Here is a 25,899-nt window from a genome sequence, read left to right on the forward strand (position 1 = left end):
CTCCATCTGGTTCTGCACTCTCCGTTATGTGTACATGTTTAAGTTCATCTTATATAGCTCAAAAATATTTCAAAAAGGTTTACCGCAGTAGCACGGTTTGTATTTCGTAAGGTTTAAAAGATAGTGTAATCTGGCCATTGGTATGGGCCAGTGGTTTGATGGGTTCTTCCAGTGCGTTGGAGTGATATGCCTGCTCAAAGGCATGCGGCCATTGCAACGTGATGTTTTCGCGTTTGCCTGACGATTCATAGAAACGAAGTACGGTGCCGTGTCCATCCTCTGCCAATTTGACGGTATCCAGAATGACATGGTTACTATCAAAATCAATCCATGCTCCGGTTGCTGGGCGTACAGGGGCGGCATTAGCAGTTGCATCTGCGGTTGGAGCTACCTCAGTCCCTGTGCTTTGCTGTACTTCTTCCCTCTGCTGTACCTGCTGTACCTGCTCTATCTGCTGCTCTTGTTGTATCTGACCCTTTTGTTGCACTTGTTTCACCTGCTGTACCGTCACTTCATGATTCAGCTCGGCGGCCTGACGTACGGTGTGTGCTTTTCTCCAGTCTCCGTCGTGTGGATACAAAGAGTAGGTGAATTCATGTTCTCCCAGATCGGCTGTGCGATCTGGCCATTTGGGTGCACGCAGCAAGGACAAACGAATGGTACTTCCCTGCACGTCATACCCGTATTTGCAGTCATTGAGCAGGCTCACGCCGTATCCATATTCGGATACATCCGCGAACCGATGTCCACAGACTTCATACTGAGCTTGTTCCCAGCTTGTGTTGCGATGTGTTGGACGTTCCAGTGCGCCAAATGGAATCTCAAATGTAGCTTTGGAGGTCACCACATCAATGGGGAAACCGACTTTCAGAAGCTTGTGATCTTCATGCCAGTTCACCTGTGTCTGGAAGTCGATTCGCCGTGAGTCATGATAAAAGACGATATCCTGCGTAATCACCGATTGATGGAGCTTCCATCGGAAGCGCAGGACATCCTTCGTTGTACCCGCCAGCACCAGCTTTTTCTCCAACAGTTCCACTTCGCCAGCAATCTGTTCCTCATAACGACTGTCGATATCCCATGCATCCCATAATGTCGGACGGTCGTGGAAGAAGTGAAGTTGATTGCCACGTTCACCCGGCTTCAACATCTCACGCTCCGCGGTTTTATCCCACAGACGGGTGATCTCCCCACGTTCATTGAACTGCACATGATAAAAGGCGGTATCCCATGTATCATTAAAGGTTGGTTGTGCGGCAAGGTTCTTCATTTCCCGTACATTCGTTTCCCTTGTATTTTCCGGTACCAGCCAAATCGTCTTATATCCAAACGCCGGAATGTCTGTCACGAGAATAGACATGCTGCCATCCTCCCGATCCATCCGCAAGCGCTGGCCTTTTTCATCGATGCCGTAGCAATCCAAGCCATCCTGCACAGGAAGTTGAACGACTGCACTCCGTTTCCAGCCCAGGCTGTTGAATACAACATAGGCTACTGAACCTTCTGGTCCCTCTGTGTTGATACCCGTTGTCAATGCTGCAGTGCCTTGATCCAGTCCGGTTCTGCCTAATTCAAATACCTGTACATATTCCTCATTCGAAGTGACGTAGGACTCCGTAATCGCCGATCCCGGTATAATATCGTGGAATTGATTCAGCAAAATTAATTTCCAGCCTTCATGCAGATTCGAACGCACTTCAGCTTCTGCATCTGCCTCCATATCTGGCAGAGCGAGTGTATTCCACAACTCAGCTTCACGATATAGAACTTCCGCTTTCCGATTGTTACGTTTGTTGCGTGCATGTGTCGTGTAGGTTCCCCGATGTAACTCCAGGTACAGATCACCATGCCACTTCGGAAGTACAGGTTGCTCCTTTTCAATTCCGGCAAAGAAAGCTCCCGCCGTACTATAACGGCTCGCAGGCTGTCCTACCATTAGTTCTGCGCGATCCACATACTCCAGCATCTCGCGTGTTACCCCACCGCCGCCATCTCCGTGTCCGTATAGAAGCATATGCTCCGGATGCGCTGCTTTCTCACGATAGGACTGCCAGTGATCATGAATGTCCTTTGGCAGCGTGTGCTCGTTAACACCATGATTGAGGTAAGACAGAATTGGTGTGCCGTCAATCCCCACCCAGTGAAACAGATCATATGGAAACACATTTGTGTCATTCCATCCGAGCTTTGTTGTCATGAAATATTCCACATTGCCATGCTTCAAAATCTGCGGGAGGGAGGCACAGTACCCGAACGTATCCGGCAGCCATTCAATCTGTGATGTCTTGCCAAACTCCTCCATATAGAAACGCTGACCATATAACATCTGGCGAATCAGGGACTCCCCACTCGGGATGTTCAGATCCGGCTCAACCCACATGCCGCCCACCAGCTCCCAGCGACCTTCTACAATCCGCTGCTTCACCCGCGCGTACAGCTCAGGATCATGCTCCTTCAGAAACGCATATAGTAAGGGTTGGCTCTGGGAATAAACATAGTCGGGATATTCATTCATAAGTGCATCCACGGTGGAGAAGGTACGGCTCGTTTTGCGTACCGTCTCGCGTACAGGCCACAGCCACGCAATATCAATATGGGACTGTCCCACCATATGCTCCAGACCTTCCGCGTTGCCACCAATCTCACGTACATGATGCTTCAGATTATTCTCAATCTGACGAATACCCTCTCCATGCTCAATCTCTTCTACTGACATGCCTACAAATTGATCCATCGCACGATACACCAGTTCTAACAGGCGAACCCGCCTGAAGTCACTTTCCGGCAGCAGCACAGCCGAATCACGTACAATGATGACCGTATACATGAGACTACGAACCGCTTCATTTGGTCTCACCAGCAGGCTCGTAATTAATGTGATTGGCGGCTGAATAACCGCCTGCTGATTCAACGGGTCTACGGGTTCAGGTACCGGATCGAACATCTCGATCTCTAGTTCCGGATTAGTTCCAACTTTGGACGGATCAAGCGTTACGTAGGTATGATTGCGGTCCAAACCCTGATAGGAGTGTCCATTCACCCGTAGTAAACCTTCTCCCCCCGTTTCAAATACAAGGCCATAAGGCGCTTGCTGCCATGTAGCAGGGATCTCCAAACGTGTTCTAAAAAAATAAGTCGTTCCCTGTTTGCTTGGAAAACGCTCAAAATCTTGCCCTTCCGGGTACTCACCCTGATCCTCATACTGTCCTGGCACATGATAATAAGCACGGGTAATGTCCCAACTGCGCAGCTGCAATTGCTCCAGCCACTGATGTTCGGACAACTCGCGAATAAATCGTCTGATACGTTCCAACGTCTTACGCCTCCCTTACGGTCAGTTCGGCCATTTGCGTATCGTTAACGCTGCTGCCGATATGAATGTGGAATTGACCTGGTTCTACGACAGGCTTCAGGTTGCGTCCGATATACTGCAGCTGTTCTGCCCCGATTCTGAATTCCACGGTCTGCGTCTCTCCTGGCTCCAGGCTCACTTTTGCAAACCCCTTCAGCTCCTTGGCTGGACGAGTCAGCGAACTAACTACGTCGAATATATACAGTTGTACAACTTCTGCACCTGCATAACGGCCGGTGTTGGTCACATTCACCGATACGGTAACTGAATCACCGGCTGTCATGGACGAAGAACTCAGCTTCGGTTCACTGTACTCAAATGTGGTATAGCTAAGTCCGTATCCAAATGCATAACGTGGCTCCAGATCCTCTTCGAGGTATCGCTTGCCCCGGGAACGTTTGCCGTTATAGTAGATCGGTAATTGACCAACATGCTTCGGAATGGAGATCGTCAATTTACCCGACGGATTCACATCGCCAAATAGAATATCTGCAATGGCATGCCCGCCCTCTTGGCCCGGGTACCACGCCTCCAAAATTGCATTGGCATGTTCATCCACCCAAGGTTCAGTGATGGGACGACCATTAATGTAGACAACGACAAGCTTCTTGCCGAGCTTATGAATCTCCTGAATGAGTTCCAGCTGTACTCCGGCAAGCCCCAATGTCATACGGTCGATGCCTTCGCCGCACTCCATATCATTCCAGGAGTTATCGGACACATTGGAAGCACCCGTCTTCAGATCGATTGTTCCTTCTCCAAAGTCACGTGCACTGGAGCCGCCAACCACCATAATGACTGTATCTGCCTGGCTGGCAACTTCGATGGCTCTCTCGAATCCTTCCTTCGAATCCCCTTTGATCCGGCAGCCTGGAGCATAGAGCACCTGATCTGTATCGCTGTCACCAGTCAAAGGACCAACAGAACTCTTCTCCGTTTGCCCATCCACATGATTAGCCAGCTTACTGCGAACACCATCCAGCACTGTTGCCACTTTGGACTTAGGTTGTGGTGATGTGTAATCACCCAGTTGATTGTACGCTTGATCTGCATTTGGGCCGATTACGGCAATTCGCCCAGTTGTTGCTATGGATAGAGGTAGCGTTTCAGCCTCATTTTTGAGAAGCACAACACCTTCCGCCGCCAACTGGCGTGCCAGCTGAACATGTGCTTCACTGCCAATCACTTCTGCTGCGCGATCAGCATCCACATAAGGCTGTTCGAATAAGCCCAGTCTGAACTTCAACGCCAGCACACGAGAGACCGCCTGATCCAGAACCTGCACATCAAGCTTGCCTTCTGCCACCGCCTGCACCAGGTATTGCCCGAACATCTCACCGGACATTTCCATATCGATACCTGCCTCAATGGCCTGTACGGAAGCTTCCAGTCCATCTGATGCGACATCATGCCCACTTGCCAGCATATTGATCGCACCACAATCCGTAATGACAAGACCGTCAAAGCCCCACTCTTTACGCAAAACATCTTCCAACAATTCCGTATTTACCGTGCAAGGCGTACCATCAATTTCGTTATACGCCGGCATGATGGAAGCCGCGCCAGCTTCTACCGCCTTACGGAATGGATACAGATCCACTTCCAGCAGTTCGCGCCAGCCCATATGCACAGGACCCGCATTGCGCCCACCTTCCGAGCTGCCGTAACCGACAAAATGTTTCAGCGTTGCCGCTACTGTATCCCCACGGTCAAGACTTTCACCCTGAAGTCCTTCCACGGAAGCAACTGCCAGTTCTCCAATGAGAAACGGATCTTCACCGAAGCATTCCTCGGTACGTCCCCAGCGCGGATCACGCACAACATCCAGTACTGGAGAATAGGTGACCGCACCACCTTGGGCACGTGTCTCACGCGCCACTGCCCGGCACATCTCCCGGTACAAATCCACATTCCAAGTGCTCCCCAATAAAAGGGGGACGGGATAGACCGTTCCGTCAATAGCCATATGACCATGCGAGCACTCTTCCCCAATCAGGATGGGAATCCCCAGTCTGGAATGCTCCACCGCATAGCGTTGAATCAGGTTAACCGCCTCAGCGCCTTCTCTGGCGGATAGTCCAATTTCCAGCGTAACGCCAGTCCAGGGATCTGCACGAAGCGCACCATAGAGGGAGCCGATGCCCCCATTTTCCACTTGCTGCTTAAAGGATTCATTTAACGCGATGTTCCCTTGATCATTCGTATAGGTCTGCCAGCCAAATGGCTGAGTAAGTTGGCCTACCTTTTCTTCCGTAGTCATCAGGCTAAGCAGGTGCTGTACCCGTTCCTCTACGGATTTGCTGTGGTCCTTGTAAGTCATCATCTGCATCTCTCCAATCCTATAGCGTGATCCGGCTATTCTTTGACCGCGCCCACCGTCAGACCCTGTACGAAATAACGCTGGAAGAACGGATAAGCGAATATAATCGGCAACGTAGCAAGCACAACCATCGCCATTCGGGACGTATCCTGCGGAATGGACTGCATGGCTGCCAGACTCATCGAACTGTTAGCAGAGTTCTGCTGGATAAACTGGATGCTCGACTCAATCCGCATCAGCATGGATTGCAGCGGTACCAGATTGGGATTATCGATGTATAACAACGCATTGAACCAATCATTCCAGTAACCGAGTGTACTGAACAACCCGATGGTTGCGAGTCCCGGCAAGGAGAGTGGAATCACGATTTTCATAAAGGTATAAAACTCACCGGCGCCATCAATTTTCGCCGATTCAATGACTGCATCCGGCACACTGGTGGAGTAAAATGTACGCAGGATCATAATATAGAAGGCATTCATCGCCAGCGGCAGAATCAGTGCCCATAACGTATCTTTCAACCCAAGCAGCTGGGATACGACCATATAGGTTGGAATCATCCCGCCGTTGAATAACATAGTCAGAATCGCAAAGATGGAGAAAAATCTCCGATATCTGAAGCTCTTACGGGAAATCGCATACGCATACAGCGACATGAGAATCAGACTGATGATGGTACCAAGTACCGTCACTAGAATGGTAACTCCATAAGCCCGTAGCAGCGTGTCCCCACTCTGCCAGACAAACTGATATGCCGCGAGACTCCATTCTGCCGGAATCAGACGATACCCGTCACGGGCCAGTGCCTTCTCGTCCGTAAACGAGATAATGACTACAAATATAAAAGGAAATACACAGATCAGAGCGAATAGACCGGCGATGATGTTCATAATCACGTTCCAGCCGCTGGATACGTGGTGGAAGTCGCGTTTTTTAACGAGCCCTGCTTGAGCCATAGTGGTTCACTCCTTTCCCTGTCCTAGAATAGGCTGCTGTCTTTATCGATTTTGCGGACCACATAGTTGGAGATAATAACAAGCACAAAACCCACGACGGATTGATACAATCCCGCAGCCGTACTCATCCCGATCTCACCACTAGTTTTCAAACCACGATACACATAAGTATCAATAACATTCGTCACGGAATAGAGCGTACCCGAATCCCTTGGCACCTGATAGAACAGTCCAAAGTCGGCATAGAAAATGCGGCCTACAGCCAGCAAGGTCATAATCGTAATGATCGGCGACAGCAACGGAATCGTAATATTACGAATCTGCTGCCACTTACTTGCTCCATCGATCATGGCTGCTTCATAGAGCGATTTATCAATCCCCAGAATGGAAGCCAGATAAACAACGCTGCTATAACCGATGGTTTTCCATAACGCTACGAACACCAGAATATAAGGCCAATATTTCGCCTCGGAGTACCACTGAATCGGTTCCATCCCGAACCAGCCGATAATTTGATTCAACATCCCCCGATCCATGCTCAAGAAGCTGAATGCGAAGTAACCAACGATAACCCAGGATAGAAAATAGGGCAGAAACATGCCGGTTTGATATAGTTTGGCGAGTCGTTTATTCACTAGTTCCGAGAGCAGGATTGCCAATGCCACAGCGAAAACCAGTCCCAGGAAGATAATGGCGATGTTATAAAAGAGGGTGTTGCGTGTAATTAGCCATGCGTCACTTGTGCTGAACAGGAATTTGAAATTGTCCCAACCTACCCATTCGCTCTTCATCAGACTTGCCCAGAACCCTTCACGGCTGAAACGATATTCCTTAAAGGCAGCCACTGTACCCACGAGTGGCAAGTAGGAGAAGAAGAAGAACCAGATGGCGCCTGGCAGCACCATGAGCAGCATGACTCGGTTTCTAATCAGGTTTTTCAAAAATGTAGTCATTGTCGATATCCTCCTTCAGGCTTGAATAAAAAAGGACCGGACGCGTTAAGCAGCCGCCCGATCCTTACGATGTACCGTTACTTGTTTTCCGCTCTCCAGGCATCCAGCTGGCTTTGGGCTTCAGCCATTACTTTCTCCAGTCCGGCTTGATTGAACTTCTCAATCACTTGATCCAGATTGGCTGCAGGGTCCAGTGTACCTGTCATCAGTGCTGCCCAGTATTGCTCTTTGACATTCTGCACTGCTGTCAGTTCAGAAGATACGTTACTTGAGTCAAAGTTAAAGCTCAGAATTGGGGAATTTACGCCCTCTGCATTAAACTTCTTGAACTCATCCCATTTGTTGTCCGGGTCATTGCTGTTCAGATAGAGCAGCATGTTGTTCCCAAGGGAGTATGAAGGCATATCGTAGTTTTTCGATTCAGGCAGATTTTCCATATGCGTGTCATCCACTTTTTTGTAGTGTGTGCCCTCGATACCTGAATCCACCATATTGCGCAGCACAGGATCTGTATTCAGCAGGTTCAGAAACTCCATCGCTTTCTCTGGATATTCCGAGTTGGCCGAGATGGCCATAATGGAGCCTTGTACAGATGTATTCGTTATAATTGCTTCACTTGCAGGTGTTGAAACGACTTGATAACCGTAACTAGCAGACCATTGATTGTCCGCAAGCGGCTGTGTCTGTGCACGATCCAGGAACCAGTTGCCCGATGTTGTCAGATCATTGGTGGAACCTGTTGTTGCCGCTTCTGCCGATACATAACCGGCCTTGTAGTATTTGTGCATTGTGGTAAGTGCTTCTTTCATTTCAGGCGTTTCCAGTATGTTTACAAGCTTATAATCTGTCGTATCCAACTTGATTGCCATCGGCAGATTCTGAATGACATAGTCATATGGCACGTAAGGAACATAGTTTTTATCCATGGCAAAAGGTGTTACACTCGCCTCGTTTTCCTTGATCGTTTTCAGTAAAGGCTCCAGACTGTCTAACGTACGGACGCCAGAGATGTCCAGCTTGTATTTATCAACCAGCATTTGGTTAAAGCGCCATACCTCTTGTTGAGGCAGCTCTTTGTTGGCTGGAATTCCGTAATTGTGTCCGTCTACCTTCGAACCGCTGAGGAACGCAGGATCAATGGTCTTGGTGAGATCCTGACCGTACTCCGTCAGCAAATCATCCAGTTCGAGGAATGCGCCTTTTCTGGCATTTTGTACATAGTCGAATCCACCAGATGAAGTGAACAGAATGTCCATTGGCTCACCGGAAGCTACGTTGACCTGCATCTTCTGCGGGTAGTCACCCCAGTCAACCATCTTCATCGTCACCGTGGCATTCATTTTCTCTTTGGTATACTTGCTGACTTCTTCCATCACTTTATTGACGTCTTTCTGGGGGGTACCGATGGTATACCAGATCAACTCGACCGCGTCATCTCCCGATCCCCCGGATTCTGAAGCATTTTTGCTTCCTCCACAGGCACTAAGAACAAGTGTAACGGCCATTAACAATGCAAGAACGAGTGAGAAGCGTTTTCTTTGTTTACTCATTTCTTTGATCCTCCCTTTTCGTGTTCTCTTAGTCTCTACAAACTAACTGCTTTAACCTTATCGAATGAAAGCATTTACAAAAAGAAGATAAACTTAAGTTTTCGAGGTACAAATTAAAGAGAAATTGTCCGTGAGGATTAATTTTACCCCTGTTTCGATAAATCGCTTACATGAAAGAGACATGCCGGGTAACCTATGGCACGAATCTCATTACATGCCATTCTTGTTCCCAGTATGTCTCTTGTATTTTAGTCCGCAGTACTAATTCTCCAGCCACAACATCACCCAAACACCTTGAAATCAGTCGGTGAAATCCCCACATATTTGCGGAACTGCTTATAGAAATACCCTGTCTCCCAATACCCTACATTTCGGGCGATCTCATGTACCTTCAGATTGGAATTACGCAATTGCTCCTTCGCACGTTCAATCCGGTATTTGTTGATGTATTCGGCAAACGTCTCCCCGGTCTCCTTATGGAACAATTGTCCCAAATACACCGGATGCAGATGATAGTGGGCTCCCAGCAGCTTCAGGGAGAGCTCTTCTGCGTAATGTTTGTCGATATGTTGCAGCACTTGGTTCACAATCGGATTCTTCAAATCCTGCAATAGGGATTGAATGGTCTGCGACCCAACCTGCTGAAGTGCCCGCACGAGTTCATCAAAAGTGTCACTGTCCAGTACAAGTTGAAGCCCTTGTTGGTATATGGCAGACTCATCCGAATGTTTGATGCTCTCCAGTTCCATTTTGAAGCGAATTACAACTTCCAATGCGGTATTCTGCAGCTCCCCAGGCGTAAGCCCATCGCGATGTTGTTCAAAATCCATACGAATCCGGTCGGCAAGTTGTTCTGTGTTCCGGGACAAAATAAGTTTGGCATACTCCCTCCAATCGATGAAGAAGGATGCCGTGGAACTTCCACGTCTTTCCAATATGGCGTGGTTGATCACTTTAAGGTCGGGATAGATCATCACATACTGGAGAGCTTTTTTGGCCTCAGCATAACTGGTCGGCGCATGGTATAGCCCTTTCATCAATCTGCCTGCTCCAATGCGTACCGCAGGATGGGTTACTGTTATCGCATCAGATAATGCCTGAAGGCCATCCATTAACTCCTGTTCCTCGTCACGAGTACCATGAATGTTGGCAATAATGACAATGTCTCCATCGATATCATGAAATACGTTCAGATGGGGTCTGTCTCTCAGCATCCCCTCGACGCGTTCAAACATGCCAGCTGTCTGTTCTTTGTCCCGCAAGACGGCCACAGCAACGTCGGGTGCATCTAGCGAAAGGTTCATAAACTGGGCGCGTTCTTCGAATTCAGTAGCTGCAATCTGTCCCGTAAGCCATCGATGAAGAATGTTATCTTTCAGAATCTGGATGCCATAAGCATCATCGGCTTGGGGTGAAACCGTATGATCCAGCTTGGACGCCGTGTTGCTCAGCGTGGATTCCAGTTCCTCCACATTAATCGGTTTGAGGAGATAATTTTCGATACCCAGCTGCATACCTTCCTTCAAATATTCGAACTCGTTGAAACCACTCAGGATAATGACCTTCATCTCAGGTTGTACTCGCCTTGCTTCCCGAATCAGATCGAGACCATTCATGAGTGGCATCGATATATCCGTAATCAGAATGTCCACAGGCTGAGAAGAGAGTGCATGTAACGCTGCCTGCCCATTGCCTGCATGGCTCACAATTTCCATACCAAACGAAGACCAATCCACAATATCGTATAACCCTTCGATGATGAACGGCTCATCGTCCACAATAAACACCTTGTACATGTTAAACACCTGTCCCTTCTGAATGTGGATATCGCACCCTGATCCGTGTTCCTTCTCCGAGGGTGCTCTCTATGGTGATGCCGAACTCTGGCCCATACAGGAAGCGCAATCGACTATGGACACTGCGTAGCCCGAACATCTGACCAGACTCTTCAGGACGTTCCAGTTCTTCAAGGATTTCCGTCAGGCGTGCAGGATCAATGCCTTTGCCATTATCTCTGACCTCCACCTGCATTACATCATCCGTCTCTTCCACAACAATGGATAATCGGTTATCCGAACGTTCCGTCTGAATGCCATGCACAACATAATTCTCAATGATAGGTTGCAGCGAAAGTTTGACCACCGGATGTTGATAATACGAGGGGTCGATCTGGATTGTATATATGAAAATATCCTTGTAGCGGATTCGGAATAATTCCAGATATAACCGGCAAGCTTCCATCTCATCCTTCAGTGTATAGTTTTTCTTCTGCTGTACCAGGCTCTTGAACAAAACGGATAGGCTATAGATCATCTCGCCGACATCCCTCGCCCCCTGAGATATCGCCCTCATCCGAATTACTTCAAGCGTATTATAGAGAAAATGAGGATTGATGCGCGCCTGTAAAGCGACCAGTTCGGTCTCCTTCTGTTTGATCTCGGCTTTGTAGACCCGTTCAATATACAGATTCAGCTCATCCAGCATGTCGTTGAAGCTATGGGAGATCTGCCCCAGTTCATCATCTCGCGGATCGTCAATCCGAGCCGTCAAGTTGCCATATTTCACTTTTTGGGTGAAGCGAATAATTCGACGAGTTCGTTTGGCAAAGTTGATAATGAAAAATGCCGGAACCAGCACGGCAAACAAAATACAGACGATACTGATCGAGATGATGGTATTGCGAATGCCCGCATAGGTTTCAGCCATCTCTTCTACCGGAACGGTCCCGATGACCACATAGCCCTGATCCGCGGAAACAAACTTGTTTACATACATGTTCTGCTCCTTTTTCATCGAATCCATATCGGTCTGATCAAACAGGGAATCGGCCACATTCACGTAGGGATACTTCTTCCCGTAATACTCATTGTTGGAGTCGAACAAGACTGTGCCTTTGGCCGATAACACCACGATTTCTCCCTTCAGGTTACTCTCGTAGTTATCCAGTGCATTACCGATTCCCTCCGAGTCAAAGAAGACAAGAAACTGGCCCAGATTACGAAGGGTCTGTGTATTGTTAATCGGTACGCGGATGGAATAGAGCGCAGGGTCCCATTGATTGATCTCTTTGCGTATCCAGTAGTTGGGTGCACTGATATTGGGTGTTTCCATCGCCATCACGTCCGGAATATAGGAATGGGCCACATTGGTGTCCAGCTTGCGGAACTGCTTGTGTTGATTGAAGGTAGACAGATCCTGCTGCTCGGCGCTATACAACATGAGTTGGTTAATCTGCGAATTACGATCCATAATGTTCTGAAAATGTTTCAACACATCGGCTGAATAGTCGTCCTGGTTGGCATAGTATCCATTCGTCATGTGCTGAACATATTCAGCGTACGAATGATTCATCAGGTAAGTAATGTTGGCGGAAAGCGCCTCATTCTGATGCATGTCCCTCACCATGTTTTGCACCGATTCATACTGCTGATGAATGGTTCGATCCACATGTTCCATCGCCGCTTTCTGGATCGCCAGTTCCCGGCGAATCGTGGAGTCGGACACCGACAGGAAGATGATATAAGACAATGTAATGATCGTGACAATGGATATCATCGAGAAAATCAGGAGCATTTTCATAAACATATTATTTTTGAAGAAATTATTGTAAACGCTAACAATTTTCAAGTCGCATGTTCCCTCCGATGCTGTTTTCCTGACTTGAATTATACCATCAGGCTTCTGACATTAACTTGTCACCTGGAACTTTTCTTTAGTTTATATCTGTGTTTCTTTAATTTCACCCTATTTAAAAACGCTTTCATCCACTATCGTTAACCATAAGTTTAGCTTTGTGTAAAAGAATACCTTACATTCATTCCACTTGAAGGAGGAACAGCATGACACGCAAACTCAAACCAAAAGGCCTCATTCCCAAGGTCACTGCCATGGTCCTGACCACGGCTCTGCTTGGACAAGTTGTTGTATCATCCGTTTATGCAGGAGACACGCTCCCTTACACCGGTGAAAGTGCCAAAGGGGTGAATCAGCCCTATCAACACGGATACACCTCGGCCCAGATTCTGAACTGGACACCGGAAAGTGATATCCATGGCGATCTGCTTCGTGCCCATGTTCCCTTGCAGCCCCGTAATGAAGCGTTCGCTGCCACACAGGCTTATCCTGAGCTTAGTCCAGACACCCAACTGTTCACGATGAGTGGTGATTATGGTAATGCATTTTTCGATAGCACACCTTATACCAATGAATTCAGCCAGTACCTCTTCAATTATTGGCAATATACAGACTACTACAGCTATTGGCACGGCATGGCCTCTGCGGGTGTACCTGAGGAGCTGTACGATCCGAGTAAAGAATGGACTGAGAAATACTTCGAGTTTGGCATTTTGAACATTCCGAATCCGGCCTACACCAATGCAGCTCACAAAAATGGCGTCAAGTCCATAGCCAACATCTTTTTCTCGGACAATGACCGTGGACCACAAACCTATAAACAAATGCTGGTCCAGGATGAAAACGGTAATTTCCCTGTGGCTGAGAAACTGGCCGAGATGGCGAAGTACTACAACTACGATGGATACTTTTTCAATCAGGAAGAGGTTGCCCGGGGTGTAGCCCCTGAGGATATCGCTTCCTACAAGAAATTCATGAAATATCTAAGAGATGAAGGCCTGTACGTTCAGTGGTATGATTCCACCATCAATACAACAGGCAAAATTCAATACCAGAACCAATTCAATGGGCTTAATAGCCCCTTTGTGCAGGATTCCGTTCTCGGCAGAGTCTCGGATTCCATCTTCCTGAACTATGTATGGAACCACAAGATGCTCCGCGATTCCCGCGACCATGCTCTCAGCCTGGGACTTGATCCACTGGAAACCGTATTTGCTGGTGTTGAAGGTGGTCATGACAAATTCGGCCGCTGGAAGCAGTCTTACGACCTGCGCCATAATCTGGATGAGAACGGTCAACCCATGAACAGCATCGCGACATTGGGTGCCGACTTCACCCACAACGCTCTGGATGAAGAGATGGGCGATGGGAGCACGAATCATCGTGCGGAGGATGAGTACCAGTGGATGACCTTTGTACGTGATCGCGCCTGGTGGTCTGGTCCAAATCAGGACCCGACAGTTGCACGTCGTAATGCGTCTGCCGATCTGTCAGATGTGTATGCTTCCGGTGCAAACTGGGATGGGATTGCCGCTTATCTTACCGAGCGATCCGTCATCAACGGCTCTAATTTTGCGACCAGCTTCAATACGGGCCACGGTCTGAAATATTATGAAAACGGCGCCGTCTCGAACGACAAAGAATGGTCCAATATCAACATTCAGGATATCCCTGTCACTTGGCAATGGTGGATGGATAGTGAAGGTGACAAGCTCAGTGTTGATTTTGACTATGGCCCAACCTACGAGAAAGGCGCAAGGTACAACTATGACTCCATTGGCGCGTTCAATGGCGGCAGCTCTCTCGTGGTGAACGGTACACTGAACGCGGACAACTTCCTGCGCCTGTACAAGACCGATCTGTCCGTCAACGGACAATCGAAACTGGAACTGACGTATAACAAACCGTCGACGAGTGACGCTTCCTCCCTGCATGTTGGGTTAATCTTCGAAGATGATCCATCCAACGTGGTCAACGTACATGTGCCTGATTCAGGCCAGCATACGGAAGGCTGGAAGACAGCTACACTGGATTTGAGCGCCTATCAAGGCAAATCCATTGCTGCTATGGGGCTTTCCTTTGACTCTAATGGGACTACGATTGAGAATTATCAGATGAATATTGGTGAGATCCGCATTTCCGATGGTTCAGCGGCTGTACCGGATGCACCGACCGGATTCCACATTGCCAAAGCACTGACTAACACCGATGAACTGGTTGTAGCATGGGACATGAAGGACTATTCAGAGGTCAAGCAATACAATTTATATGAAAATGGCGCCTATGTAGGCGGCGTGTATGATTCCACTTTTTATATCAAATCGCTAAAACAGCCTTCTGGTGAACTGTCCATACGTGCTGTTGGTGCAGATGGTACCGAGAGTGAAGCAACCGTCCTGCCCTACGATCTGAATGCAGCCGTTCAGAATATTGATGTGAAATTCAAAAAGAATGGCGATGCTATTGTAAGCTGGAAAAACCCGAAGAAAACAAAAGATACGGGCAAAGACAAAGGTAAAGGCTACGAGTCAATTCAGCTCACACTACAAACCGAATACACAAAAGAACCCTTCACCAACTCACTTCAGGTCAAAAAAGGAAAACAATCTGCCATCCTGACCGGACTTCCGACCAATGGTGAACATTACGTGCTGAACATCGCCATTGGCGACCAAAATCCGGTGACCCATACCGGACAGCTCGCAGATCTTCAGATTACACCATACGCCAAGGAAAAGGTGACGGTAAAAGATGGGAAATACACACTTGCCCTGCCCGATCTCGAGGACTGGTACAAGATCCATGTATATGAAAATGGGGTGCCACGCGAGTTCGGAGTCACTTACGTTTCGCAGAAATTCCCGTATATCATTCGGGGAAGAACAAAGCTGAGTGAACTGACCTTCACGCCATCGTCCAACAACAGCTCTTTGAAACTGGTCATTGAGGATTATGCAGGCAATCAGGCTACTACGATTTTGAGGTAACACTACAAGGTATTTTCAAGCTAACCTGTATAACATATTAGCCACTTACAGCTATTTCAATAAAAGAGAGCCCTCTCACTTCCCTGATAAGAAGTTGAATGAGCTCTCTTTTATTGATCTCACAATAACATCTCAAAAATCTTGACGATATAACTAGCTTGAGTAAGTACCTGAAGATGAAATTGTTTATGTGTAATATAAATTCTTTATTTCCAACCTAGAATTTATAGCTGATTGTATAGTTTCTTGAAATTAGACATGTATGGGTCAAGAAGATACAACTTCTTCTTTATAATTCTCTCTCTATATTTAGGGAGTTCTTCGGAAGTATTCACTACTTTATAGCTTATAATTTTAGCTTTCTTCACACTTCCAATGGAAATTTTATCATTATACGGGTCAAACAGCTCAATCGTTCCATTAAATAAACTAGTTCCTCCATTAGGACCCTTTTTATACGTTCCATATTGATATACGTTTTTTTGCTCTTCCGTATATTGCATAAGAAATCCAGATTCTTTTTTAAAATTCACAGATGCAAACAAGGACATATTTTCTGCTTTTAATGGAACATTTAAATCATTGGAGTCTGCTAAACCGAGAGCGACCATCACATTATCGTTCATGTACCTAAAAACCAATTCAGTATCTAAACTCGAGTCCCTTATCACTGTGTATCCAGATACAGGCTGACCATCTTTAAAAGTACCCTGATGTGCCGTAGCTCGATCATATTCTTCACTGTACTTACTAAATTTAAAATATTCTCTTAAAGTACCTTGCCCATTCTGTTTATCATTAGCCCAAGCTCCCTCGTAAATGACTTGAGGCGTTTCTGTTGCTGGGTCTGATGTGATTAACTCTCCCTTCCCAGATCTCTTTCCATATTTCCACTCACCGGTATAAGTTTTATACTTTCCCCATGTGGCAGTTCCCTTTCCATGTGGTTTCCCATCTTGAACTTCACCATAGTAGACACCTCCATTAGAAAGAGATAAAGATACTTCTTGTGTTGTTGCAGCGTAAACCCCTCTTTCAGTGGCTACATTAGACCCTATAAATAACCCTAGAACCAATAAAGCAATTGCAATAAATCTCTTCAAATTCAAAATCCTTTCTATTCTTATGTATTAGTAGGTACTATTATATATCGTATAAATGATAACATTTCTGTATATTCATAAGCTGATCATTGAGAACTACGCTGGCATTCAAGCAACCATGATTTAGCATTTGGGAGCTACACAGTAATAACTCGATTGATGGCCTGGTCAGTTAAAGCGAAAACGTTGGTAATTCAAGGGGATACTATATCCCGCTCTGCCCTATGGGATCAAAAAAACAGTCTACTGATTCGCACGTTTCCTGCTTCATTAAAGGGTTTTCAACATTACTATATACGCTCTCTGGAACAAGGTTATCGGCAGAGAAAGTATTATGCTGGCGTCAATTAGGCATCCGTCAATGTCTAGCTAGGACACGGAAGACCTCACCGATCTTGAGATCGTCAAAGGCCCTTGGAGGAGCGATCAGCCACTTTGTTCGATCGAAATTGGGATCCACATATCTTAAATCAGAATGAACTATCCTGTATACAGGCTGTCTTCCCTAACTATTCATGGGTATGTTTATATGATAGGCATGTAAATACATCGGGGGGAACTGTACATTTTTTTATTCCTTTCATACACTTAATCGTTTCAAGTCATCCTAAGCACTGCAGATAAAGAGAGTACCTATCCTCTGCCTAATGATTCTGCAAAAAAAGACAAGTCCCCAATCGTAGAGACCTGCCTTTACAAAACATATTTAAGAAGTTCCTTTTTGCTTACTCGCTTGCATCTGCTGGGCAAATCGCATCATCTCTTCGAACTCTTCCTCAGATACGGCATCCCCATCGGTGCTTATGTCTTGTACAATCGGAATTTCGGGCTTGGCTTTGGTTCCTTTGCCGTATGTACGGGTACGGGTTCCAGCTGCACCAGCAGCCTGTTTGCCTTTGACCTTGGCCTGGTCACGAATATATTGAACAGCTTTCTCATATGAGTTCACCTGCTTGAGTAACATGTTGGAGGCGATCGCCTCAACGAAGTTACGGTTAATCCGCTGCTCTCCGCCGGATACAAGTAATGCCATCAAATAATGAATCAATACATTGATGACTTCACCAGGCAACTTGTAACTAAGATCAATTTTCTCAAATATATCGATGAGATTGTCCGGTACTGCACCAGGGAAGAACGTCTGAAGCAGGCGGGTATACGGCTCATTACGCAGCATCATGTTGTATTGATGAATATCACACTTGGTCATAAATTGCGGAGGCACTTCGACGTAATATTCCATCTGTACCCCATGCTCAACAGGTGGTTCACCAGAGTCCTCTTTCCGTTCAGGCTCCTCCATATGCTGTCTCAGAGCCACTACTTTAGCCGCCTGGACGGTTTGTTGCTCATGCCGCTTCTTCGTCTGTCTGAACTGCATACTCGCCTTATGCTGGAGATCATCCAGAATCAGCTGGCCCTGGGGACTGAAGATATCATCTTCATCCAGCAGACGGCATACATCCTGCACACTGAGATTAAACTTGTTTACTACATAATTTACAATGCCCAGTTGTTCATGATCAAACCGCAGCTGCTCCACATGACGGCGATTGACCGATTCCCGCGGAAAACGCAAAATAATGTCGGCATAGTTCAAACTGTTTTCTTCTGCTGCATCATTCGTGCCTGTCCGCTGGGCTGTAGTCGATACTTCCGACAATGCTTGCTCCAACTCGTAATCAATCACATGGGTATTCAATTCAAATATATCGTAAAAGGGTACGGAAATATTCTCTTTATTGGCTGCCGGATAAGGTGCGTCCCCATTTTCCACTGCCGAGAAACCGGAACGCAGGGAAAGGACGGCGAATTTGCCTATCTTGTCACGAAGCAGCAGTGTCAAATGCTGTGTCCGGAAAAATTCTGCCGGAGAGAGCGGCGGTTGCAGCTCATATTCGTAGATGTAATCATCATTTTCCGGTATATATAGCCGTGAAGTCTGAAGTAGCCCCACCGCTTCAAGCTTGGATGCCTGCTCTACCAGATATTTACGCCCTTTCTCACTTGGCTCCAGCCCAAGTGTCATGAACAGCCTCCGTTGCTGTTCAAGCGGCGAATAACCGACCTGTTCACCGGGAAGATGCTGAAACAACAGCCGATACAAGCCAACCGCAAAAGCACCTACCATGGGCTGATATGCTCCTGTAAGCATACGGTCATCCAGGGCGCTAAGTCCAAACTCCCTGTATACGCAGTAGCGATGATGTTCAGTATAATGGTGCAGATTCTTCATGCGCATAGCCTGATCTCCTTCTCCCCAAAAGTATGTTTATCTATTCTATCATAAATGTCTGATCCTCAAATGCTCAAAAACAGGTAAAAAGATGGCCTGTTCTCGCTCCGTTTCGTCCTAGGTCGACATCATTCACGTTTTCGCCGAATTCAGCAAATTTCTAAAATAAAAATGTCGAGAGCCGCTAGAATACTATAAAAGCTGTAGCTGCAGAATACAAGGGAAGATCTGAAGAGAATGTTCTCCAGATGTATATGAAGTACAAGTGTACAATAATCCTTCTAATATAAATGAACAGCAAAAAAGCCTTCCCTTTGTACTCGTAAGCGTTTACGACAAAGACAAGACTTTCACGCGATTACAGTGGCATGTGTTACCTCTTTCCAACAATCTAAAACATTCTGTACCCACCCAGACGCAACTTCTGGATCGTCCAGCCACTGATTACCGCGCCAGCCAGCCCGGCGATGCCCGTCATATAGTCTACAATCTGAAAGGAACCCAGATGTGACATCAGAGACGACGAATGATCCCATAGAGAGTACACGACGATAGGCAAAATCACAATGATGAACAGATAGGAAGGAAACCAGGTGGTCTTCATCAGCATGTTCAGAATGAAACCGATACCAAACATCATAACGAAAAATAATACCATTAATACCAACACAGGTATAAATTGCATCGGGCAACATTCACCTCTTCTTTCACACTTTCAGGTTTCACTTCTGGATAGTAGTTAGTGTACCGCAAAAAATGTGGCGAAGCAACGAACTTTCTGGACAAATTCCCCTATATTTATACTCTGTTCATTTGCCCTTCTGCTTCATGTTGGGATACAATGTAAACGATAAAGCACTCACCCGTCCCTTATAGGGGATTTGGAAATATACCTTGCAGGAGGAACACAACCAATGAACGAAGCCGCATCAACACTGGAGGGCTGGTACGCCCTGCATGATTTTCGCTCGATTAACTGGGCCGCCTGGAAAGCAGCAGATGATGAAGAACGTGCTGTAGCACTGGACGAGCTGGAGGAATTCTGGAAAGAATGGAAAGAAGTCGAGGATTCATCCAAAGGAAGTACAGTCGTGTATACGGTTGTCGGTCAAAAAGCAGACCTTGTCATGATGCACCTGCGTGAAACGCTGGAAGATCTGAAGGCTGTTGAGAACGCATTTAACAAAACGATGTTTGCTCAATACACAACTAAGTCGTATTCCTACGTCAGTGTAGTGGAACTGAGCAACTACCTTGGCAAAGAAGGCGAAGACCCGATGCAAAATCCGGAGATTATCGCCCGTCTGAAACCTGTTCTGCCGCAACGGCAATATATCTGTTTCTATCCGATGAACAAAAAACGTGAGCTGAATGACAACTGGTACATGCTGTCCATGGACGAGCGTCGCACCATGATGCGCAGTCACGGCATGATTGGCCGCAGCTATGCAGGTAAAGTGAAACAAATCATTACCGGCTCTGTCGGTTTCGACGATTGGGAATGGGGCGTTACGCTGTTTGCGGACGATGCACTTCAGTTCAAGAAACTCGTCTATGAGATGCGTTTCGATGAAGTTAGCGCCCGTTATGGCGAATTCGGTTCGTTCTATGTGGGAAGTCTGTTGAACGAAGGAACTTTGGAAGACATGCTTAAGCTGTAAAATAGTGCAAAGCACAATAAAGCACCGCGACATCTCCTCTTAAGGAGATTGTCAGCGGTGCTTTATCTCATTCATGTACGTGTAGACAACCAGTCGGATAATGATCCATTTGCAGTTGTTCACTCTATTTTATAAGTCTCTGTTAATTCTTAATCCTCGTCCTCTTCATCAACCGCTTTCAGCGATTCGAGGAACTCGGCTGTGGCCCGGTCACGGTCACGACCCTTCTCTTTAAGCCGCTCAATCGCAGGCAAAATGAGAATATCCACTTCTTTCTGCACGATATAGGCCAGATCATATTGATCCTGTTCCTCCAGATAACCACCGACCTGCATCAGGGCGTTGTATCGATCCAGTTCCTCACGCGTTAATAGTCCCCGGACCTGAACACTGCAATGTCTCATCCAAAAAACCGCCCTTTCTTCAGGACTAACGGAATACCACCAATGATGAACAGATAACGCAGATCAACCAGTTTCTTCAACTGAGCCGCTTTCCAGCCCTTGTATTTCTTGCCGCCTACAACAGCAATGGCCTCACCTTTACCCAATGAAGCAACCGTGCCTTTGCTCGTAAATACAAAAGGTTGTGGCTGTTTCTTGCGAATGGATGCCACAACGTTCTTGGCGCAGTTCACACCCTGCTGCATCGCAATCTGGGCTGTTGGCGGATAAGGCCGTCCTTCCGCGTTGAACACAAGTGAATTATCACCAATGACATAAACGTGCTCATGTCCAGGGGCACGCAGATAATCATCTACCTTCACACGTCCTCGCATCACTTCAAGACCTGCCTGTTCAAGCAGTGAGTTACCGCGAATACCGCCGGTCCATACGACTGTAGCCGCATCGAGCTTTTCACCCTCACCCACAATAACCCCGTCCGGGAGACATTGCTTGATTGGAACACCAATTTTGAAAGTAACGCCCTTCTTCTTCAGTACGTTCATCGCATGCTCTACCAGTTCCGGATCAAATCCAGGCAAAGCTGAAGGCGCTGCCTCTACATTATAGATATGCACATGTTTCGGATTCACGTCGAACTCCTTGCACAGCTGTGGTATGCGATCTGCAAGCTCAGCTACGAATTCAACACCACTGAAACCAGCTCCACCTACGACAAACCGAATACGATTTCGTTTATTGTCGTTTTTGTACATCGCAAATTGATATTCGATGTGCTCTCGAATCAGTCTGACCGAGTTAATGCTGCGGATTGTCATGGCGTGGTCGAGCATACCCGGAATACCGAAGGTCTCGGGTTCCCCGCCTAATCCAATAATCAGATAATCATAGGATAACGTGCCGTCCTCCAGAATAATCTTCCGATCCTGCAGACGAATCTCCTTCACGGAAGACTTGACCAGATCAATTTTGAACTCATCAATCAGCTTGGAAATGGGGACTCTTGCATGCTCAATGGTATCCGTGCCGGCTGCCGGCATATGTAGATGTGTAGTAATATAATGATAATCATGCCGATTCACCAATGTGACGTCGGCCTCGTTATAGTTCAATTCCTTCTGCAGCCGCTGGGCTGTCAGAATCCCGCCATAGCCCGCGCCGAGGATGACGATTTTGGGAATACTGCTCATGTCTATACCCCTTCCGGTTTCACTTGCATCAGCCCGATCCTGGGTGAGATGCAAAATGCACATACTTACAAATATTGATGAGGTCTTGCCCATTATGACAACAAATGTTAACTTCGCGAATTTATTTAAACGTTTGCATCAAAATTGATCCGTTTGCACGCAAGTTATCGGTTCAAGTTGTGAAATTAACCACAAGATTCTACAAAACACGGGTTCTGTCTTCATATTACATATTGACTCTAAATTAGACAAAAAAACACATAGTACAGGTCAAGGATATCTGTATTTCTAGTAAAGATCAAGGTTTTTTTTGTTATTTTTCATAACCTTTCATTTCCAATTTCATCCTATTCTCATCTGATCTTCATCAATTGTTCCCAGTTTCGTGACGCCGCTAACTTTGCAACCCTGAATACACCGTTTATAATAGGAAAGACAGTTCAGCACCAATGCCGGTTACGATACGTAGCCTGCACATTCTTCCTGTTAACTACCTATTAAAATATGAAAGGTGTTGTTGATTCTTGACTGCACAGAATTCCAGTCATGATATGACTGATTTGCTTATTATCGGTGGAGGCCCTGCGGGTCTGTTCGCCGCGTTTTACGGTGGGATGCGTCAGGCATCCGTTACACTGGTTGAAAGTATGCCACAGCTTGGCGGACAGCTTGCCGCTCTTTACCCGGAGAAATACATCTATGATGTAGCCGGATTCCCGAAAGTAACGGCTCAGGAACTGGTGAATAACCTGGTTGAGCAAATGAGTCATTTTAACCCGAACATCCGCCTTGAAGAAAAGGTTGTATCGGTTGAGAAAAAGGATGAACAACACTTCGTCGTGAAGACGGATGAGAATGAATATCATGCCAAAGCTGTTATTATTACAGCTGGTGTAGGTGCATTCGAGCCACGCCGCCTGGAACTTGAAGGTGCTGCCAAGTTCGAGAAGAGCAACCTGCACTACTTCATCAGTGATCTGAATGCCTTCGCTGGCAAAAAAGTACTGATCAGTGGCGGTGGTGACTCCGCTGTAGACTGGGCACTCATGCTGGAGCCAATCGCCGAGCAAGTAACGCTGATCCATCGCCGGGACAAGTTCCGTGCACATGAGCACAGTGTCGAAAACCTGATGAATTCCAAGGTGAATGTCGTTACACCGACCGAAATCACGGAACTTCACGGAGATGACACGATTACCAAAGTAACCCTCTCCCATGTGAAAACTAAAGAAACACAGGAAATCGAAGTAGATGACGTGATTGTTAACTTTGGATTTGTCTCTTCTCTCGGACCTATTGCCGAATGGGGAATCGAAATTGACAGCAACTCCATCGTCGTTGATTCCCGCATGGAAACGTCTATTCCAGGGATCTTCGCTGCCGGAGATATCACAACATACCCAGGTAAACTGAAGCTGATCGCTGTCGGATTTGGTGAAGCTCCAACAGCCGTCAACAATGCGAAAGTATACTTCGATCCGGATGCCAAGTTGTCCCCAGGACACAGCAGCAACATGAAACGCTAGTTTCGCTAAAATCACATATTTGATACAAAAAAGGGTATCTTACTCCTGAGTGAATCCATATCAGGAGGGATACCCTTGTCTTATATATGCCCGCTGTGTAACGGTCTGGTTGTACCGGAGCAGGCTTGCCCCCACTGCCTTCAGGGACTGTTAGAATGCGGCAAATTGGATGATTACACCGGACCATACAGCCCCTACGTACTCCAAACTTCCTCTGACACGGCAGACGAAGCCGAAAACGTTTGCAATCATGTGATGTACTGTCACCATTGTCAGAAGAGCACGCTATGGCCTGTCTCACTATGGGACTTGTCCGGAAACCTGTAACATTGCCTGCAATGAGGATCTCTAGTGAAGAATGGCAGATACGTCGGTACCCAGTTTGCGCTTATGGATTTCTGCCAACAGCAGTGCGATGAAATCTCGTTCGAGATTCAACTCAATCGCTTTATGGTAGGAATCCAACAACATCTCATCGGATAACATAGCCATTTCCCGCCACAACCTTTCCTTTTTTTTCCTCAAAACTATCATATCAGAGATTCATATAGAGAACAAGCGTTCTTGTTATCCACAACGATATGTGGAAATCCTGTGCATAGTTTGTTGATAAATGGAAAAAATGTTGAGTAATCAACGTGTATAGTGTGGACAATATTTATGCACAGGTGAGATGTACTACCTTCAGAACGTTTATGAGCGTATTTTTTTTAGAATAAATTCATAGTTTCAAAACTTGTTTCGAGTAAATTACCCGGTAATGTAAATTTTCAAACGGTTTTCAAGCTGTTTTCTTCTATATATTATCGGTTTTTCTTGGATTTTCTTGAGCTTTTCCATCCATTTTTTTATTGTGGTCTGGTATTCACTTCCAGAATCCAGATCTTGCCTGAATAATCCAGTCCATAATCAAATCCAAGCTGTCCTACACCCGGGAACTGGCTCTCCATAATGTACGTGCATGTCAGTGTAAGTGAGCGCATCTCCCGGCGTTTGTGCCGACCGGATATATGTGGCAGGGACAAACCAAGTGCTCTCCTTCCCGATAACATGGTGCCACCCTTGCTCAGATTCGTCACACAAAGACCTGGGCGAGCGAGTCGTCCTACCAATGAACGGAATACCCAGCCTCTTTCGGTCTTGACGACTTTGACTCTGTAATCGACAGGCCTGCCTTGAATCGTTGCCAGATGAATACCCTGCTGGATCAAGTACCTGCGTCTTGCCTTTACACGTACCAGGGAGCGATACATCTGGCTGAAACTGGCGAAAGAACGGGTCGTTTTCATATGGGTGTATCGATAAGCCCCACCGCTGGCCGATACCCGGATGACACCGTAACCTCCGCCTCCTACAATAGGTTTGACATACACCATTCCATAACGACTGAGCATTTGCAGCAGATTACCCGAGTTGAATGCCTTGGTCTGTGGGATATGGACAGCAGCTACCGGGTATTTCATCAGAGCCGCTGTCTTCCGCCATTTGCTTGCAAGTTGTCTCGACATGGGTTGATCTCCTTCCTTGAAACAATAGTCCTTCCTTATACATACTCAACAGAAGCCTTGCTTTCTTGGATGTCTGTCCACGGCAAAGGCCCCTTTTCCATGGAACATGTCCCAGGGGTGATGGCCGGAAACGGGAACAAGCGCCCGGTTTGCTTTTCAAACAAGTCAATCTGTCGTATGCTACTAAGGAATGGCATGGAAGGGCTTAAATATGAGGATTTAAGGAGCGTTCAGAAGAAATGGAAGCATTTTTCAAATCACTTTATGGCGTAGCCTATTTTGCAATGTCGATCGTTCTGGTAGCCGTTACGGTACTTCTCTTTGTCACAGGTATTCGACTGTTTATTCAAAAGCGCAATCGCGGCTTTGCCGTGAGTTGTCTTATATTTGCCTGTTTCATCGTCTTTATCATTGTTGTTATGCTAACTACGCCCTTCTCTGCCACACCATCGGGTTCACCGGAAGCCATGGCTGCCCTTCTTCACTTCGGGTAGTTGAACCTCTGTAGAAGGAGATGTTT

At 46.7% G+C, this 25,899-nt stretch carries 19 protein-coding genes; 5 read left to right on the forward strand and 14 right to left on the reverse strand.

Features of this window, described 5'->3' with window-relative positions:
- Positions 1 to 79: 79 nt before the first annotated feature.
- The 7 genes from AC1S8V_RS24270 to AC1S8V_RS24300 all read right to left on the reverse strand — a co-directional run bounded on the left by AC1S8V_RS24270 (position 80) and on the right by AC1S8V_RS24300 (position 12,758).
- On the reverse strand, positions 80 to 3,313 hold the full coding sequence (locus AC1S8V_RS24270) for an alpha-mannosidase (protein WP_482071104.1): 3,234 nt from the start codon (positions 3,311 to 3,313) through the stop codon (positions 80 to 82).
- A gap of 4 nt (positions 3,314 to 3,317) precedes the next feature.
- Positions 3,318 to 5,675 (reverse strand): glycoside hydrolase family 3 N-terminal domain-containing protein, encoded by a 2,358-nt coding sequence (locus tag AC1S8V_RS24275; protein ID WP_482071105.1) that lies wholly within the window; start codon positions 5,673 to 5,675, stop codon positions 3,318 to 3,320.
- Positions 5,676 to 5,707: 32 nt separating this feature from the next.
- Positions 5,708 to 6,628, reverse strand: a complete 921-nt coding sequence (locus tag AC1S8V_RS24280; protein WP_062837930.1) for a carbohydrate ABC transporter permease — start codon at positions 6,626 to 6,628, stop codon at positions 5,708 to 5,710.
- 23 nt (positions 6,629 to 6,651) lie between these two features.
- On the reverse strand, positions 6,652 to 7,581 hold the full coding sequence (locus tag AC1S8V_RS24285; protein ID WP_091037846.1) for an ABC transporter permease: 930 nt from the start codon (positions 7,579 to 7,581) through the stop codon (positions 6,652 to 6,654).
- A 77-nt stretch (positions 7,582 to 7,658) separates the two neighbouring features.
- Positions 7,659 to 9,131 carry an ABC transporter substrate-binding protein gene (locus tag AC1S8V_RS24290; protein WP_482071106.1) on the reverse strand — a complete coding sequence of 491 codons (1,473 nt, stop codon included), beginning with the start codon at positions 9,129 to 9,131 and terminating at the stop codon, positions 7,659 to 7,661.
- Positions 9,132 to 9,412: 281 nt separating this feature from the next.
- Positions 9,413 to 10,927, reverse strand: a complete 1,515-nt coding sequence (locus AC1S8V_RS24295; RefSeq protein WP_482071107.1) for a response regulator — start codon at positions 10,925 to 10,927, stop codon at positions 9,413 to 9,415.
- A gap of 1 nt (position 10,928) precedes the next feature.
- On the reverse strand, positions 10,929 to 12,758 hold the full coding sequence (locus AC1S8V_RS24300; protein WP_482071108.1) for a sensor histidine kinase: 1,830 nt from the start codon (positions 12,756 to 12,758) through the stop codon (positions 10,929 to 10,931).
- Between the two features lie 212 nt (positions 12,759 to 12,970).
- Here AC1S8V_RS24300 and AC1S8V_RS24305 point away from each other — a divergent pair, with 212 nt between their 5' ends.
- Positions 12,971 to 15,751 carry an endo-beta-N-acetylglucosaminidase gene (locus tag AC1S8V_RS24305; RefSeq protein ID WP_482071109.1) on the forward strand — a complete coding sequence of 927 codons (2,781 nt, stop codon included), beginning with the start codon at positions 12,971 to 12,973 and terminating at the stop codon, positions 15,749 to 15,751.
- Positions 15,752 to 15,975: 224 nt separating this feature from the next.
- Here the strand turns inward: AC1S8V_RS24305 and AC1S8V_RS24310 are convergent, their stop codons facing one another.
- The 3 genes from AC1S8V_RS24310 to AC1S8V_RS24320 form a co-directional block, all read right to left on the reverse strand.
- Positions 15,976 to 16,854: a hypothetical protein gene (locus AC1S8V_RS24310; RefSeq protein WP_482071110.1), complete on the reverse strand. Its 879-nt coding sequence runs from the start codon at positions 16,852 to 16,854 to the stop codon at positions 15,976 to 15,978.
- A gap of 706 nt (positions 16,855 to 17,560) precedes the next feature.
- The gene (locus AC1S8V_RS24315) at positions 17,561 to 19,096 is read right to left on the reverse strand and encodes a replication initiation and membrane attachment family protein (RefSeq protein WP_091037865.1); all 1,536 of its coding nucleotides are present in this window, start codon (positions 19,094 to 19,096) and stop codon (positions 17,561 to 17,563) included.
- A gap of 385 nt (positions 19,097 to 19,481) precedes the next feature.
- Positions 19,482 to 19,775, reverse strand: coding sequence for a YuiB family protein (locus tag AC1S8V_RS24320; protein ID WP_076211070.1), 294 nt, complete (start codon positions 19,773 to 19,775; stop codon positions 19,482 to 19,484).
- A gap of 229 nt (positions 19,776 to 20,004) precedes the next feature.
- Between AC1S8V_RS24320 and hemQ the strand changes: the two genes are divergently transcribed.
- Positions 20,005 to 20,751, forward strand: a complete 747-nt coding sequence (gene hemQ / locus AC1S8V_RS24325; protein ID WP_215075685.1) for a hydrogen peroxide-dependent heme synthase — start codon at positions 20,005 to 20,007, stop codon at positions 20,749 to 20,751.
- Between the two features lie 149 nt (positions 20,752 to 20,900).
- Here the strand turns inward: hemQ and AC1S8V_RS24330 are convergent, their stop codons facing one another.
- Entirely contained in the window at positions 20,901 to 21,155 is a 255-nt protein-coding gene (locus AC1S8V_RS24330) for a hypothetical protein (protein WP_036673350.1), read from the reverse strand.
- The gene (locus AC1S8V_RS24335) at positions 21,152 to 22,345 is read right to left on the reverse strand and encodes an NAD(P)/FAD-dependent oxidoreductase (protein ID WP_036605766.1); all 1,194 of its coding nucleotides are present in this window, start codon (positions 22,343 to 22,345) and stop codon (positions 21,152 to 21,154) included. Before AC1S8V_RS24335 ends, AC1S8V_RS24330 begins: the two co-directional genes overlap by 4 nt.
- Before the next feature lie 551 nt (positions 22,346 to 22,896).
- On the opposite strand from AC1S8V_RS24335, the gene AC1S8V_RS24340 reads away from it, so the two are divergent.
- Both AC1S8V_RS24340 and AC1S8V_RS24345 read left to right on the forward strand, forming a co-directional pair.
- Positions 22,897 to 23,871 (forward strand): NAD(P)/FAD-dependent oxidoreductase, encoded by a 975-nt coding sequence (locus AC1S8V_RS24340; protein WP_210437008.1) that lies wholly within the window; start codon positions 22,897 to 22,899, stop codon positions 23,869 to 23,871.
- Between the two features lie 75 nt (positions 23,872 to 23,946).
- Positions 23,947 to 24,198 (forward strand): hypothetical protein, encoded by a 252-nt coding sequence (locus tag AC1S8V_RS24345; protein ID WP_482071111.1) that lies wholly within the window; start codon positions 23,947 to 23,949, stop codon positions 24,196 to 24,198.
- Between the two features lie 21 nt (positions 24,199 to 24,219).
- On the opposite strand, the gene sda is transcribed toward AC1S8V_RS24345, so the two are convergent.
- Together sda and AC1S8V_RS24355 are read right to left on the reverse strand one after the other, a co-directional pair.
- Positions 24,220 to 24,363, reverse strand: a complete 144-nt coding sequence (gene sda / locus AC1S8V_RS24350) for a sporulation histidine kinase inhibitor Sda (RefSeq protein ID WP_017692430.1) — start codon at positions 24,361 to 24,363, stop codon at positions 24,220 to 24,222.
- Between the two features lie 356 nt (positions 24,364 to 24,719).
- The gene (locus tag AC1S8V_RS24355) at positions 24,720 to 25,379 is read right to left on the reverse strand and encodes a YheC/YheD family protein (RefSeq protein ID WP_124117505.1); all 660 of its coding nucleotides are present in this window, start codon (positions 25,377 to 25,379) and stop codon (positions 24,720 to 24,722) included.
- Positions 25,380 to 25,618: 239 nt separating this feature from the next.
- Here AC1S8V_RS24355 and AC1S8V_RS24360 point away from each other — a divergent pair, with 239 nt between their 5' ends.
- Entirely contained in the window at positions 25,619 to 25,873 is a 255-nt protein-coding gene (locus AC1S8V_RS24360) for a hypothetical protein (protein ID WP_482071112.1), read from the forward strand.
- Positions 25,874 to 25,899 lie beyond the last annotated feature (26 nt).

It is taken from the genome of Paenibacillus sp. B46(2026), from assembly GCF_056786355.1.

Bases quoted from the DNA above. Each gene is read 5' to 3' on its own strand.
- AC1S8V_RS24355 (WP_124117505.1), bottom strand. From the start codon at position 25,379: ATGTCGAGACAACTTGCAAGCAAATGGCGGAAGACAGCGGCTCTGATG.
- AC1S8V_RS24295 (WP_482071107.1), bottom strand. From the start codon at position 10,927: ATGTACAAGGTGTTTATTGTGGACGATGAGCCGTTCATCATCGAAGGG.
- AC1S8V_RS24320 (WP_076211070.1), bottom strand. From the start codon at position 19,775: ATGCAATTTATACCTGTGTTGGTATTAATGGTATTATTTTTCGTTATG.
- AC1S8V_RS24290 (WP_482071106.1), bottom strand. From the start codon at position 9,131: ATGAGTAAACAAAGAAAACGCTTCTCACTCGTTCTTGCATTGTTAATG.
- AC1S8V_RS24335 (WP_036605766.1), bottom strand. From the start codon at position 22,345: ATGAGCAGTATTCCCAAAATCGTCATCCTCGGCGCGGGCTATGGCGGG.
- AC1S8V_RS24340 (WP_210437008.1), top strand. From the start codon at position 22,897: ATGACTGATTTGCTTATTATCGGTGGAGGCCCTGCGGGTCTGTTCGCC.
- AC1S8V_RS24305 (WP_482071109.1), top strand. From the start codon at position 12,971: ATGACACGCAAACTCAAACCAAAAGGCCTCATTCCCAAGGTCACTGCC.
- AC1S8V_RS24315 (WP_091037865.1), bottom strand. From the start codon at position 19,096: ATGCGCATGAAGAATCTGCACCATTATACTGAACATCATCGCTACTGC.
- AC1S8V_RS24275 (WP_482071105.1), bottom strand. From the start codon at position 5,675: ATGATGACTTACAAGGACCACAGCAAATCCGTAGAGGAACGGGTACAG.
- AC1S8V_RS24280 (WP_062837930.1), bottom strand. From the start codon at position 6,628: ATGGCTCAAGCAGGGCTCGTTAAAAAACGCGACTTCCACCACGTATCC.
- hemQ (WP_215075685.1), top strand. From the start codon at position 20,005: ATGAACGAAGCCGCATCAACACTGGAGGGCTGGTACGCCCTGCATGAT.
- sda (WP_017692430.1), bottom strand. From the start codon at position 24,363: ATGGCTATGTTATCCGATGAGATGTTGTTGGATTCCTACCATAAAGCG.
- AC1S8V_RS24360 (WP_482071112.1), top strand. From the start codon at position 25,619: ATGGAAGCATTTTTCAAATCACTTTATGGCGTAGCCTATTTTGCAATG.
- AC1S8V_RS24330 (WP_036673350.1), bottom strand. From the start codon at position 21,155: ATGAGACATTGCAGTGTTCAGGTCCGGGGACTATTAACGCGTGAGGAA.
- AC1S8V_RS24285 (WP_091037846.1), bottom strand. From the start codon at position 7,581: ATGACTACATTTTTGAAAAACCTGATTAGAAACCGAGTCATGCTGCTC.